This window comes from Methylocystis sp., assembly GCF_050251305.1.
Taxonomy (GTDB): domain Bacteria; phylum Pseudomonadota; class Alphaproteobacteria; order Rhizobiales; family Beijerinckiaceae; genus Methylocystis.
Map to the genome: position 1 here is coordinate 1 of NZ_JBFWNB010000071.1, position 13245 is coordinate 13245.

A 13245-nucleotide genomic window follows, 5' to 3' on the forward strand; every position below is an offset into this window, starting at 1 on the left:
CGCCGGACGGCTGATGCAGCATGACGCGCGCATTCGGCAGCGCGTAACGCAGACCGTCGGCGCCGGCGGCAAGCAGAAGCGAGCCCATCGACGCCGCCTGCCCGACGCACAGCGTCGACACTTTCGGCTTGATGAACTGCATCGTGTCGTAGATGGCGAGGCCGGACGTCACCACGCCGCCCGGCGAATTGATGTAGAGCGAGATTTCCTTCTTGGGATTCTCAGACTCCAGAAACAGCAGCTGCGCGATGATGACCGACGCCATGTGATCTTCGATCGGCCCGGTGACGAAGATGATGCGTTCGCGCAAAAGGCGCGAGTAGATGTCGAACCCGCGTTCTCCGCGGGAGGTGTTCTCGATCACCTGGGGGATGAGATATTGGCTGTAGCTTTCGATTGGGTCGCGCATCGCGTATCGCCTCTGTGGTCCAGCGGGGCGGATACGCCTACGCCGGGAACTCGTTGACCCGTCATATATCCGCGACTGCGCCAGACGCAAAGGCTCCGTTGCGGCCGCCACGTCGCACGCGCTGCGGCGCCCGGGGGCGCGCGTCCGCCCGCCCTGACGCATTCCCCCGCCGCCGAAGCGGCAGGCGAGGGAACGGCCAGAAGCCGGCTATTCTTCGTCTTCTTTGAACAGCTCTTCGCGGGAGACGGTCTTGTCGGCGATCTTGATCAGCTTGGCGAGATGGTCGACGACGCGCTCCTCGTAAATCGGGGCGCGGAGCTGGGCGAGCGCCTGCTCATTGTTGCGGTAATAGTCCCAGACCGCCTTTTCCTGGCCGGGGAACATGCGCGCGCGCTCGACCAGAGCGTCCGTCAGATCCTTCTCGTCCACTTTCACGCCGGCGTCTTTTCCGATCTCCGCCAGAACCAGCCCCAGCCGCACGCGGCGCTCGGCGATCTTGCGGAACTCGTCCTTTGTCTCTTCCTCGGACTTGCCCTCTTCGGCGACAGGCATGCCGGCGCGTTTGCTTTCCTGCTCGTGCTGCCCCCAGATGTTGGCGAATTCCTGGTCGACGAGGCTCTCGGGCAGCTCGAAGGAATAGCGGGTGTCGAGGGCGTCGAGCAGCGCGCGCTTCAGCTTGTCGCGCGACGCTTTCTCGAAATCGGCTTCGAGATTGCCGCGAACGGCGGTCTTCATCGCCTCGAGCGACTCGAAGCCGTATTTCTTGGCGAGTTCCTCATCGAGCCCCAAGGTCTTGGGCGCCGAAACCGACTTGACCGTCACATCGAATTCGGCGTCCTTCCCCGCGAGCGCCTTGGCCGCATAGTCTTCCGGGAAGCGGACCTTGACGACGCGCTGCTCGCCAGCGGCGGCGCCTTCGAGCTGCTCCTCGAAACCGGGGATGAAGGTTCCCGCGCCCAGCACCAGATCGACGTCGCCGCCCGTGCCGCCTTCGAAAGGCTCGCCGTCGAGCTTGCCGGTGAAATCGATCGTCAGCTTGTCGCCCTTCTCCGCCTTGGCGCCGTCCGCCCTGGCCTCGAATTCCTGGGCCCGCTCGGCGAGCGACTGCAGCGCCTTCTCGATGTCGTCCTCGGCCACTTCGGCGACGGGGCGCTCCAGCGAAATGTCGTCGAAAGCGCCGATTTCGAAGTTCGGCAGCGTTTCGAACGTGACGACATAGGAAAAATCGCCCTCCGCCAGCAGCGCCCGCTCGACTTCCTCCTGCCCGCCAGGAAAGTCGATCTTCGGCTCGAGCGCGATGCGCAGCGCATTGTCGTCGACGATCTTGCGGTTGGCGTCGTTGACCGCCTCCTGCAGGACGTCGGTCATGATGCTCTTTCCATAGAGCTTCTTGAGGTGGGCGATCGGCGCCTTTCCGGGCCGGAACCCTTTGATCTGGCTTTTCGCCTGGAGCTCCGTCAGCTGCGCAGCGAGCTTGGCCGCGAGTTCGCCGGCCGGCAGAACCACCTTGTATTCCTGTTTCAAACCCTGCGCGGAGGTCTGCGTCACTTGCATTTCGATAACCTTCTTAAAGACTGCGGCGTCGCCGGCCTGCGACGTCAAGTATGCGACTGCCACGGCAAGCGGTTCTGGTGCGGGCGGAGGGAGTCGAACCCCCACGACTTTCGTCACCGGAACCTAAATCCGGCGCGTCTACCAGTTCCGCCACGCCCGCGATCGGCGGATCGGTCCGCCGGAACGCCCCACCCCTCGAAACGGGATCGCGTGAGACGAAGCCGAGCGTCGGCGTCCTCTCAAACGATCCTGAAAACCCGAAAGATGGCCGTCGCCGCACGTTTCGGGGCGCGCCAAGGCGCTCCCAAGCGCGCATGCGACTCGCCGGGCGTCGCTCTATAGCATGGTCGCGGCAGGATGCCAGCCGCCGGCCATAACGCCGGCCACAATTATGGCGCGACGCGGTGGTCGGCCCCGTTGAGGCCGCGGATCAGCCGAATGAGCTTTTCCCGTCCCTGCGGGTCGCGCCATTTCGCGTTGCAGAGCGTCGGGCCGCAGACGACTTCGGGAAATTTGTAGAGAGGGCTTCCCTTCGCGGTTTTCAGTCCGTAGGCGACATTCGGCTTCCAGCCCTCGGCCATCAGCGACTGGCGATAGGCCGAATAGCCTTCAGCGCCCTGCCCAGACGCGGCGACGGGCAAAAAACATCCTGCGCCGCAGAGGGCCAAGGCGGCGGCCAGTTTCATGCGCGTGCCGGTCATGTTCGAGTCTCCCTCGGTTTCAGCCGTTCTAGCGCTCCCTGAACAGCCCGTGAAGTGCGGACGCGCGCCGGTCATTGCCCCGGCCGCCGGCCTGCGCCATAGCTAGACGGAGATGTCCATGCTTCTTTCCCGCCGCGCTGTCCTTTCCGGCATCAGCGCCTGCCTCACGACTCTACCGGCGATGGCGCAGCCGCCCCGAGACGGCCTGCGGGACCTCGTGGCGCGGTCCGGCGCGGCGCGTCTGTCGGGCGGCGAGACGAGCATTCTCGGATTCGACGGGACCACGCCGGGTCCGATCCTGCGCTATCGGCAGGGCGACGAACTCGCCGTGCGCCTGGTCAATCAGCTCGACCGCCCCACGACCATCCACTGGCACGGCCTGCGCGGCGATAATGCGATGGAGGGCGTCGCGCCGCTGACTCAGCCCGCAGTGGCGCCCGGGGCCGCCTTCGAATACCGCCGCAAGCTCGGCGACTCCGGCCTGTTCTGCTACCGGCCGAGCGTCTATGGCGCGACGCCGGAGCTTGTCGGGCGCGGCCTCAAGGGTCTGCTGCTCGTCGACGAGCCGACGCCGCTGCCTGCGGATTCCGATCTGCTTCTCGTCCTCGACGACTGGCGGCTCGACGACGCGGGCCAGGTCGCCGGCGGCTTCGACGACCGCGCGGCCGCGCAAGGCGTCGGCCGAATCGGCCCGCTGCTCTGCGTCAACGGCAAGGCGGCGCCGGAGCGGCGGACCTTGGCGCCCGGCGCACGGGTGCGGCTGCGCCTCGCCAATCTCAGCAACGCCCGCATCATGGTGCTATCCTTGGTCGGCGCGCAGCCCTTCGTCATCGCCATCGACGGACAGCCGTGCGACGCCTTTGAGCCGATCAAACAAAGCATTCCCGTCGCGCCGGGCGCGCGGTTCGAACTGATGTTCGACATGCCGGAAACCGAGGGCTCCGGGGCCAGACTGATCCTTCGGGGGCCGAACGGCGCCGACCGCGAGCTTCTCATCGCCGACGCCAAGGGGGCAAAGGCGTCACGGCGTCCGCCGATCGCGGCGCGTCCACAAAATTCCGAGCTTCCCGCCGAGATCAGGCTCGCCAACGCCAAGAAGGCGGATCTCGTCATCGCGCCGCGCCAGAGCGACGCTGGCCCGGCATGGACGATCAATGGCGCGCTGACGAAGGGCTACGCCGGGCCGCCGCTCTTCAGGGTGAGCCGCGGAACGCCGGTGACGCTGGGATTCGTCAACAAATCTGGAGTCGCGCTCGCCATGCATGTTCACGGACAATGCATGCGGCTGCTGCATGACCTCGACGATGGCTGGGAGCCCTACTGGCGCAACGGGGTGATCATTCCGCCGGGAAAGACCAAGCACGCCGCCTTCGTCGCTGAATCGCCTGGAAATTGGGCCATTCATGATGATATTCTGGAACATGAGGCGAGCGGTCTAGCGACTTGGTTCGAAGTCGCCTGACGCCGGCGCGTCGACAATTATCACTTTATAATAATCCAAAAGTTTTTCCGTTCGTTCAGATTTTCATCTGAACCTTAATAGCGGAAAGAGCTTGGACTGCGGGCGTGAACTATTGCCAAATTCTGAGGTGATCTCATTTAGAGCCTTGGGCCGACCAGTCTGCCCGGTCAACCACATCGTTCGGCACGATGTGGCACGTGTGTATTCTTGCGTGATCGAGGGAGGAGGCTTTGGCCCTGCATTGTCGGATATGATGATCTCTCCGCGCCCTCGGCATCTGCCTCAAGACTTTCCTAACTGGCGTTTCGAACATCTTGTGATCGAATATGACGCGCTGACCCAGTCGGTGTGGATGAATTATCGTGCGGATTCCCCGCACTGCTATACTTTGCGCATGTTGCAGGACGCGATCGATTTCCGTGACGCGATCAAATATTTGGTGGAAATGGAAGGCAGAAACTGGCCGATCCGCTATATCGTCATGGCTTCCAAGAAACCGCACGTGTTCAGCCTCGGCGGCGATCTGGCCACCTTCGTGTCCTGCATCCGGAATGACGACCGCGACGCGCTGCTGACCTATGCCTATGCTTGCATAGAAGTGATGTATACGCTGACATCGGCCTTCGACCTGCCCGTGCTCACGCTTTCGGTCGTGCGCGGCCAGTGCATGGGCGGCGGCTTCGAAGGCGCTCTGGCCACCGATTTCGTCATCGCCGAGGAAGGCGCGCGCTTGGGCGTTCCCGAGATCGCCTTCAACACATTCCCCGGGATGGGCGCCGTGACCTTTCTGACGCGGCGCGTCGGGCCGGCGCGCACGCAGCAAATTCTCTCCGCCGGCCGCGTCTATTCCGCGCGCGAACTGTACGATCTCGACATTGTCGACGTGGTCGCGCCGGAAGGCCGGGCGCTCGAAACCGCGCATGAATGGATGCTCGACCCCGACGGGTCGAAGTGGCGACGCCGACAAGCCCTCGTCAAATTCCGGAAACAATGCTTTCCTGTCCGAAAGGAGGAATTGCTTCGGGTGGTCGAGCTTTGGACGGATTGCTCGATGGCCATCTCCCGGCACGACCTGCGCTACATGGAGCGGCTCGTATCGGCGCAGCTGCGCCTGGCCGGGGGCGACGACCCGCCGGCCGGCAAATCGGAGGAGGCGGAGACGCCTCCGTCTCTCAAAGAAGACTAGTCATGATCGTCCGCAGGAAGTCAGGCGCCCGCGAGAGTTCCGACGTTCAGATCCACAGCGATCTGGTCGAAACCCTGTTTGGCACCGCCGGCTCCTTTTTCGCGGGCCTTCTCGGCGGACTCATCGCGCCCGCGCTCGCCTGGCTCATCCTCGGCGATTCAATCTATCTCTACTTCGTGGGGCTGATCGCCGTCCTTGGCGCCTTTCGGCTTTACGTTTTTTTCGCGCATGCGCATGCGCCCGTCTCGCTGCGCCGGCGGGATTCAAAGGAATGGGAACGACTTTACGCGATCGGCGCCGTGGGCTTCATGACGGCGGTCGGCGCGTCCGTCGCGGTCCTGTTCTACTATCATTACAATGATGTGCTCGGCATCTACAGCATCGTCATCATGATGAGCGGGTTGAGCGGGCTCGCGGGCCGCAACGCGGGACGCCCGTGGATTGTTCTCGCACAGTCGCTCGGCCTTGCGCTTCCCCTTGCGATCGCCGCGATGATGCATGAAGAACGGCGCTATTTCGGCCTTGCGATCATCGTCGTGTTGCTGATCGTCTCCATCCATTCGACGACGAAATTTCTGCACGGCAATCTCGAGTCGGCGCTGCGCAACGGGCTGGACGCCTCCCGTCAGCGGCAGAAATTCAGCCTCGCGCTCAATTCTATGACGCACGGCCTGTGCATGGGCGACGCCGATCTCTCGGTCACGGTCGTCAATCGGCGCGTGTTCGATTTCTTCGGCATCGTCGCGGCGACGACGCCGATCCGGCTCGAAGCGCTCGCACATTCGATCGGCAAGAGCGCCGGCCTGTCGCCGCGCGAAACCCAGATCTTCATCGAGCGGTGGAAGCGGCATGTCGCGACGCCGCACGCCAATGTTTTCACGCATAAGCTTGGCGAGCGCTTCTTCGAATTCCACTGCGAGCGCGCCGAAGCGGACTCCTTCATCACCGTCATCGAGGACGTGACCATTCAAAAGCGCGCGCTGCGCGAGATCGAACGCATGGCGCATTTCGACGATCTGACGAATCTGCCGAATCGGTATCAGTTCCAGGACACGCTTCAGCAGGAATTGGTTCAGCTCCGGGAGCGCGGATTCCAGGCCGCCCTGCTCAACGTCGATCTCGACCGGTTCAAAGAAGTCAATGACACGCTGGGCCACTCGATCGGCGACCAGCTGCTGTCGGCGGTCGGCGCGCGCCTCGCCGCCTGCGTGCCGGACCCGCATGTGGTGGCGCGGCTCGGCGGCGACGAGTTTTGCGTGCTGCTGCGGGCGGGAAGGGATCTGCCCGACGTCGATGAGCTCGCCGCCAATATTCTGAGCGAAATGCATCGAACCTTCATCATCGAGAACCACGTCATCAATATCGGCGCGAGCATCGGGATCGCCACGGCGCCCAAGGACTCGGAGACGTCCGAGGGCTTGCTCAAATGCGCAGATCTCGCGCTCTATCGCTCGAAAGCCGACGGACGCGGCAGGGCGCTCTGGTATTCGAAAAAAATGCAGGACGCGCTGACCCGAAAACGCGCGATCGACACCGAGCTGCGACACGCGTTCACGACGAATGAGCTGGTGGTCTATTATCAGCCGGTCGTAGATTCCCGAACGGCGACCATCGTCTCTCTGGAGGCGCTGCTGCGCTGGCGCCATCCGATCCGGGGCATGATTTCTCCGAGCGAATTCATACCGATCGCCGAAGAGACCGGAATGATCATCGAGCTCGGCGCCTGGGCGCTGCGTCAGGCCTGCATGGAGGCGAAATCCTGGCCCGCGAACGTCCGCGTCGCCGTCAATATCGCGCCGAGACAGTTTCAACAGAAGGACCTCGCCGCGGGGATCGCCAAGATCCTCGACGAGTCGGGGTTGGAGCCCGATCGACTGGAGCTCGAAATCACCGAAACGACGCTAATGGAATCCGACGGCGTCGACAGCAAGCTGCGCGAGATCGAAGCGCTCGGCGTGCGTCTCTCGCTCGACGATTTCGGAACAGGCTACAGCAGCCTCGGCTACCTCAACCGCTTTCCGGTCAAGAAGGTGAAGATCGACCGCTCCTTCGCGCGGCAGGCGATCGAGTCGCCAAAAACGCAGGCGATCATCTCCGCGATCTCTTCGCTCGCACAGGATCTCTCCATCGACCTCGTCGCCGAGGGCGTGGAGACGGACGCTCAGCTCGCCTTTATGGCAAGCAAGCATATTTATCTCATTCAGGGCTATCTGTACACGCGGCCGCGGCCCATCGAGGAGCTCAGACCGCTCCTCGATAATTGGCGCGACGCGCCCCGCCTGGTCAGCGCGGCCTGAGGCTCGGAAACAGGCGTTAGTTGCGCGCGAACGCCGCCAGGCTGCGGCGGTCGACCCCTGGCTGCACCATGCGCTGGGCGCGGAAAATCGCGTGCGACGCATTATACCGCCTGCCGAACTGCGCCAGATATTTCTCGATCGGAGCGAGTCCGGACTGCGGCGCGACGACGTCGCGAACGATCAGCAGGTCGTGAGCCTCATCGGCGGCGAGCGTCGTGTCGCTCTCCATCAGGCGTTCGGCTTTGACGTAGCCCAGCGTGCGGCCGACGGCGGCGTAGAGCCCCAAAAGGTCGGCGGGATCGCCCGAGAACGAGAAATGCGCATCTTTCTCCGCCACGATCGCGGAGCAATGCATGGCGAAATCGAAGTCGCAGCCGCTCATCAGGCCCCGCGCCCAGGCGATGGTAATCACCGGCGTGTCGACGATCAGCTCGGAGTTTTCAGCGGCCATTTCGCCGAAACCCTCGGCCGGTGGCGGCGCTTCGCGCCCTCCATGGGCGAAATCATAGACCAGATAACGGATTTCCTTCAGCTCTCCGCGATCGATTGTCGACAGAATATCAGTAATGGCCCTGACCGTTGCGGCGTCAAAACCTGGTCGAGACTTGCTCAATACTAAGGCTTGGTGGTCTTTCAACCAGGTGGTCGAAAGAGAGCCGCCATTGACAGAAAGTTCAGCTTGGTCGCGCAGATAAGGAAAGTTCAACATGGTCCCCGCCGTGGTTTGTGGTGGTAGGATTAAGTTAAATGAAAATTTAACTTCGCCAACCCTGACCACAGCGACTGAACGAAAATTACGACAAAGTTGCGCCAAATGACTGATTTTTAGGCGACTTTTATGACAAGGGGGCCTCGTAAAAAATTTGTCGTCATGCGACGAGATTGTACAATAAACGGGCTGCGCATACTTTTTTCGCCGGCATGTGGCCCTTGGTCGCGGGACAAGTGAGCGCACTTGATTTATATTAACTAAAGCGCTGCTGAGGCTAAGGGATGGCTAGCTGTTGCAGTTCGCGTTCGCGCACATAAGTGTGCGACACATGGCGCGTCGGAACCGGACCGACGCGTCAAGAAGACCGCTCAACGCAGAGAGCGGCTGGTCCAGAAGGGAGAAACCAGATGATGATGCGATTTTTTGCCGCCGTGCTGGTGGCGGCGGCCGGCTGGGTCACGCAAGCGCACGCCCATGGCGACGTCGGCGTCGATCAGGGCCAGTGCTTGATGAAAATCGGCCCGGACACGATGACGTTCACGGGCTATCAGCCGCAAAAGTCGCGTGAACAGTTTTGTGACGACATTCCCGACGCCGGCCCCACCATTATCACGCTCGACGCGCAGCAGGATGAGTTGCGCGACATGAACCTTGAGATGCGCGTCCTGCGCGACGTCGGCCAGAAGGACGACAGTGAGAATCTCGAGGCGAACACGGAATATTACGCGCCGCCAAAGAAGTACAAGACCGGCACGCTGACCTTCGAGCACGTCTTTCCGCAGGAAGGCAAATATATCGGCCTCGTGAAGGCGAAAAGCGACGACGGCACCAAGGAATATGTCGCGCGCTTCCCCTTCTCCGTCGGTCTGACGCAGTCGCGGGAAATCACCATCGCCGTGTTCTTCGCAGGCCTGGCGCTGGTCGGCTTCGGCCTCTGGTACAAGAACCAGTTCATCGACAAGAAGAAGCCGAAGGCCTAAAGCCCGCTTCAGTCGAGAAGTTCGATGCGACCGTCGCGTAACGTTACGCGACGGTCCATTTGTTTTGCGAGATCGAGATTGTGAGTCGCGATCAGCGCCGCGAGGCCGGTGCTGCGCGCGAGCGCCAACAACGTCCCGAAAACATGCTCCGCCGTGCGCGGATCGAGATTGCCGGTCGGTTCGTCCGCGAGCAGAAGATGCGGCGCATTGGCGACGGCGCGGGCGATGGCGACGCGCTGCTGTTCGCCACCGGACAGTTCCGAAGGCCGGTGCGACGCGCGTTGCCCAAGCCGCAGATAGTCGAGCAGCTGTTGCCCGCGCTGGCGGGCTTCGCCTCTGTTCAGGCCATTGATCATCTGCGGCAGCGCCACGTTTTCGAGCGCCGAGAACTCCGGCAGCAGATGATGAAACTGATAGATGAAGCCGATGGTCACGCGCCGCAGCCGCGTGCGCTCGGCGTCGGACATGCGCGACGTCGGCTTGTTCTTGATCAGAACTTCGCCGCCGTCCGGGCGCTCCAGAAGCCCTGCGATATGGAGCAGCGTCGACTTGCCGGCGCCCGAAGGCGCCAGCAGCGCCACCGTCTCGCCGGGATAGATCGACAGATTGGCGTCGACCAGAATGTCGAGCCGCGCCTCGCCCTCACGGTAGTGGCGCGCAATGTTGCGAAGCTCCAGAACGGCGGTCTCGTTCATCGCGCCTACTCGTGCCGCAGCGCTTCGATCGGATCGAGCGAGGCGGCCTTCCAGGCTGGATAGATCGAGGCGAGAACGGCGAGCGTGAGCGTCATGGCGACGATCGCCGCGACCTCGCGCGGATCGACGATCGCCGGAAGCCGAGAGAGAAAATAGAACTCGGCGGGGAAGAGATTGGCGTCGAACAACTTGTTGAGCCCGACGCGAATCGTGTCGAGATTTTTGGCGAGGGCCAAACCGAGCGCAAATCCCGCCAGCGTGCCGACCACGCCGATCGACGCGCCGATGATCAGAAACACCCGCAGCACCGCGCCGCGCGTTGCGCCCATGGTCCGCAGTATCGCGATATCCTGAGTCTTGTCTTTCACAAGCATCGTCAGACCAGAAATGATGTTGAAGGCCGCAACCACGACGATCAGCGCAAGAATGATGAACAGGATGTTCTTTTCGACCTGCAAGGTGTCGAAGAAGGTCTTGTTGCGCTGACGCCAGTCGGTGATGATGAGCGGACGCTCGATCGCTTTTTCGACCTTAAACCGGAAATCGTCCATCTGCTCGGGATCCGAGACAAAGGCCTCGACGACCGTCGCCTCGTTTTCCTTGTTGAAGAAGAGCTGCGCCTCCGAGAGCGGCATATAGACGAAGACATTGTCGAATTCGGACATGCCGATCGAGAAGATCGCCACGACCTTATAGGCCTTGATCCGCGGCGAGACGCCGAACGGCGTCTGCACGCCCTTGGCGATCAACAGGCTGACAGGGTCGCCGACGCCGACGCCCAGCGTCTCGGCCAGCCGCTGGCCGATGGCGACGCCGCCCGCCTTGTCGAATCCGGCAAGCGTCCCGCTCTTGACGTTCGTCGCCACGCCGGGAAGCCGGGTCAGATCCTTCTCGCGCACGCCGCGCACGAGCACCCCCGACTGGCCGAACTGGGTCGATATGCCCGCCGCGCCTTCAACCATCGGGATCGCGAGCTGAACGCCCGGCAGCTTCGCGGTCTTGGAGGACACCTGCTCCCAGTCGGTGAAAGGAGTCTCCACCGCCTGCAGGAAGGCGTGACCGTTGATGCCGATGATCTTGTCCATCAGTTCGCGATGGAATCCGTTCATCACCGACGTGACGACGATGAGCGTCGCGACCCCCAGCATGATGCCGAGAAAGGAGAAGCCGGCGATGACCGAGACGAAGCCGTCGGCGCGACGGGCGCGCAAATAACGCAGCGCGACCGTCCGCTCGAAAGCCGAAAAAGCGCCGGCGCCCCTGGCCGGCTCCGCCGCTCCGCTCATGCCCGCTCCGACCGTATGGCGGCGACGACGCGGGTGACGGCGTCCTGCGGCGAGAGAAGCTCGCGCTCTCCCGTGCGTCGCTGCTTGACCTCCACCCTGCCCTCGGCGAGGCCCTTGGGCCCGACCAGAATCTGCCACGGCAGGCCGATGAGATCGAGCGTGGCGAATTTCGCGCCGGGACGTTCGTCGCGATCCTCGTGCAGGACATCCAGCCCCGCATTTTCGAGCTGCTCGACGAGATCGGCGCAGACCTTGCCCGTCGCTTGATCGCCGACCTTCAGATCGGCGACGCCGACATGGAAAGGCGCGACGGATTCGGGCCAGATGACGCCGGCGTCGTCGTGGCTCGCCTCGATGATGGCGGCGGCGAGGCGCGATGGCCCGATGCCGTAGGAACCCATTTGCACCACGACCTCCTTGCCGTCCGGACCGTTGACCACGGCCTTCATCGGTTCGGAATATTTGGTTCCGAAGTAGAAAATATGGCCGACCTCGATGCCGCGCGCCGCGACCTGCGCCTCCTCGGGCACGGCGGCGAAGGCGGCGGCGTCGTGCATTTCGCTCGTCGCGGCGTAACGGCTGGTCCAGGTGTCGACAACCGCCTGCAGCGCTGCGGAATCGTCGAAATCGATCGAGGCGGGCGGCGGCGCGAAGGACAGGAAATCCCTGTGGCAGAACACTTCGCTCTCGCCGGTCGAGGCGAGGATGATGAACTCATGGCTGTTGCCGCCGATCGGACCGGACTCCGCCGCCATCGGAATGGCGGTCAGACCCATCCGCGCGAAGGTGCGCAGATAGGCGACAAACATCTTGTTGTAGGAATGGCGACCCGCTTCCGCGGTGAGATCGAAGGAATAGGCGTCCTTCATCAGAAATTCGCGCGAGCGCATCACGCCGAACCGCGGCCGCACCTCGTCGCGGAATTTCCACTGAATGTGAAAGAGATTGAGCGGCAGATCCTTGTAGGAGCGCACATAGGCGCGGAAAATCTCCGTGATCATCTCTTCATTGGTGGGGCCGTAGAGCATCTCCCGGTCATGGCGGTCGGCGATGCGCAGCATCTCCTTGCCATAGGCGTCGTAGCGCCCCGACTCGCGCCACAGATCGGCGGGCTGGATCGTCGGCATCAGACATTCGATGGCGCCGGCGCGGGTCTGCTCCTCGCGGATGATGGCGTTGATCTTGTTGAGCACGCGCAACCCGAGCGGCAGCCAGGCGTAAATGCCGGCCGACTCCTGTCGGATCATGCCCGCGCGCAGCATCAGCCGGTGCGAGACGATCTCCGCCTCTTTCGGCGTCTCGCGCAGGATGGGCAGGAAATAGCGGGAAAGGCGCATGGGGAATCCAGTTGAGGCGAATCGGGGAGCGGCGAGCATAGCCCGTCCGCCGCCCGAGAAAACGGCGCGGGAGGAGCTTTTGAACCCCGGCGCGGCCGAAAACGCAAGCGGCGGGCGCCCTTCCTTTCTTGCGCGGCACGGCCCATTTCGGGAACATGAACTCTTGAGGAGGCCGGCATGGGCGAGACGACTGGCGAGGATGCCGCCAGACAGGCGTGGGGAAGCGTCCGCGACAACCGCGAGCGCAATCGCTTCGAACTCGATGTCGAGGGCGACGCAGCGCTCGCCTATTACCGCATCGACAATGGCGTGATGGTCTTCACCTCAACGCAGACGCCGCCGCGGCTGCGCGGCAAGGGCGTCGCGTCGGCGCTCATTCGCGACGCGCTCGAAATCGCGCGCGCCCACGGCCTGAAGGTCAGGGGCGACTGTTCCTTCGTCGCCGACTATTTGGACCGGCGCCCGGAGTTTCAGGATTTGCGCGCCGAGCGCGACGCTTCCTAGAGTATCCGTTATGCGCAAGGAGCGTCTTCGGCCCAGGGACGGTTTTTTCGTAAGAGGGCGTTGGCAAGGACGACGAGCTTGCGCATTACGGCGGTGATGGCGACTTTGGCGGGCTTTCCGGC

At 63.0% G+C, this 13245-nt stretch carries 12 protein-coding genes, 1 tRNA gene and 1 pseudogene; 5 read left to right on the top strand and 9 right to left on the bottom strand.

What is annotated here, in order from left to right:
• From AB7F41_RS16045 to AB7F41_RS16060, 4 genes are all read right to left on the bottom strand, one after another.
• A partial coding sequence (locus tag AB7F41_RS16045) for an ATP-dependent Clp protease proteolytic subunit (RefSeq protein ID WP_428406691.1) occupies window positions 1-409 on the bottom strand: 409 nt, incomplete at its 3' end.
• Window positions 410-616: 207 nt separating this feature from the next.
• A complete protein-coding gene (tig, locus tag AB7F41_RS16050) occupies window positions 617-1963 on the bottom strand; it encodes a trigger factor (RefSeq protein ID WP_428384939.1) in 1347 nt (448 codons plus the stop codon).
• 75 nt (window positions 1964-2038) lie between these two features.
• Window positions 2039-2123 (bottom strand) — tRNA-Leu (locus tag AB7F41_RS16055).
• Window positions 2124-2352: 229 nt separating this feature from the next.
• On the bottom strand, window positions 2353-2664 hold the full coding sequence (locus tag AB7F41_RS16060) for a hypothetical protein (RefSeq protein WP_428384941.1): 312 nt from the start codon (window positions 2662-2664) through the stop codon (window positions 2353-2355).
• Window positions 2665-2782: 118 nt separating this feature from the next.
• Here AB7F41_RS16060 and AB7F41_RS16065 point away from each other — a divergent pair, with 118 nt between their 5' ends.
• The 3 genes from AB7F41_RS16065 to AB7F41_RS16075 all read left to right on the top strand — a co-directional run bounded on the left by AB7F41_RS16065 (window position 2783) and on the right by AB7F41_RS16075 (window position 7609).
• Entirely contained in the window at window positions 2783-4126 is a 1344-nt protein-coding gene (locus AB7F41_RS16065) for a multicopper oxidase family protein (RefSeq protein ID WP_428384943.1), read from the top strand.
• A 253-nt stretch (window positions 4127-4379) separates the two neighbouring features.
• The gene (locus AB7F41_RS16070) at window positions 4380-5312 is read left to right on the top strand and encodes a crotonase/enoyl-CoA hydratase family protein (protein WP_428384962.1); all 933 of its coding nucleotides are present in this window, start codon (window positions 4380-4382) and stop codon (window positions 5310-5312) included.
• 2 nt (window positions 5313-5314) lie between these two features.
• Entirely contained in the window at window positions 5315-7609 is a 2295-nt protein-coding gene (locus AB7F41_RS16075) for a putative bifunctional diguanylate cyclase/phosphodiesterase (RefSeq protein ID WP_428384945.1), read from the top strand.
• Between the two features lie 16 nt (window positions 7610-7625).
• Here the strand turns inward: AB7F41_RS16075 and AB7F41_RS16080 are convergent, their stop codons facing one another.
• Window positions 7626-8423: an enoyl-CoA hydratase-related protein gene (locus AB7F41_RS16080; protein WP_428384947.1), complete on the bottom strand. Its 798-nt coding sequence runs from the start codon at window positions 8421-8423 to the stop codon at window positions 7626-7628.
• 305 nt (window positions 8424-8728) lie between these two features.
• Here AB7F41_RS16080 and AB7F41_RS16085 point away from each other — a divergent pair, with 305 nt between their 5' ends.
• Window positions 8729-9301 (top strand): hypothetical protein, encoded by a 573-nt coding sequence (locus tag AB7F41_RS16085; protein WP_428384949.1) that lies wholly within the window; start codon window positions 8729-8731, stop codon window positions 9299-9301.
• Window positions 9302-9309: 8 nt separating this feature from the next.
• Here the strand turns inward: AB7F41_RS16085 and AB7F41_RS16090 are convergent, their stop codons facing one another.
• Genes AB7F41_RS16090 through proS form a run of 3 tightly spaced genes read right to left on the bottom strand, consistent with a single transcriptional unit; the run spans window position 9310 to window position 12619 of the window.
• Entirely contained in the window at window positions 9310-9996 is a 687-nt protein-coding gene (locus AB7F41_RS16090) for an ABC transporter ATP-binding protein (RefSeq protein ID WP_428384951.1), read from the bottom strand.
• A gap of 5 nt (window positions 9997-10001) precedes the next feature.
• Window positions 10002-11282: a lipoprotein-releasing ABC transporter permease subunit gene (locus AB7F41_RS16095; RefSeq protein WP_428384953.1), complete on the bottom strand. Its 1281-nt coding sequence runs from the start codon at window positions 11280-11282 to the stop codon at window positions 10002-10004.
• Complete coding sequence (gene proS, locus AB7F41_RS16100) at window positions 11279-12619, bottom strand: proline--tRNA ligase (RefSeq protein ID WP_428384955.1); 1341 nt, start codon at window positions 12617-12619, stop codon at window positions 11279-11281. The genes AB7F41_RS16095 and proS overlap by 4 nt, the downstream gene beginning before the upstream one ends.
• A gap of 177 nt (window positions 12620-12796) precedes the next feature.
• Here proS and AB7F41_RS16105 point away from each other — a divergent pair, with 177 nt between their 5' ends.
• Window positions 12797-13123 (top strand): GNAT family N-acetyltransferase, encoded by a 327-nt coding sequence (locus tag AB7F41_RS16105; protein ID WP_428384957.1) that lies wholly within the window; start codon window positions 12797-12799, stop codon window positions 13121-13123.
• An 8-nt stretch (window positions 13124-13131) separates the two neighbouring features.
• Here AB7F41_RS16105 and AB7F41_RS16110 read toward each other — a convergent pair.
• Window positions 13132-13245 (bottom strand): annotated as a pseudogene (locus AB7F41_RS16110) (IS110 family transposase); the annotation flags it as partial.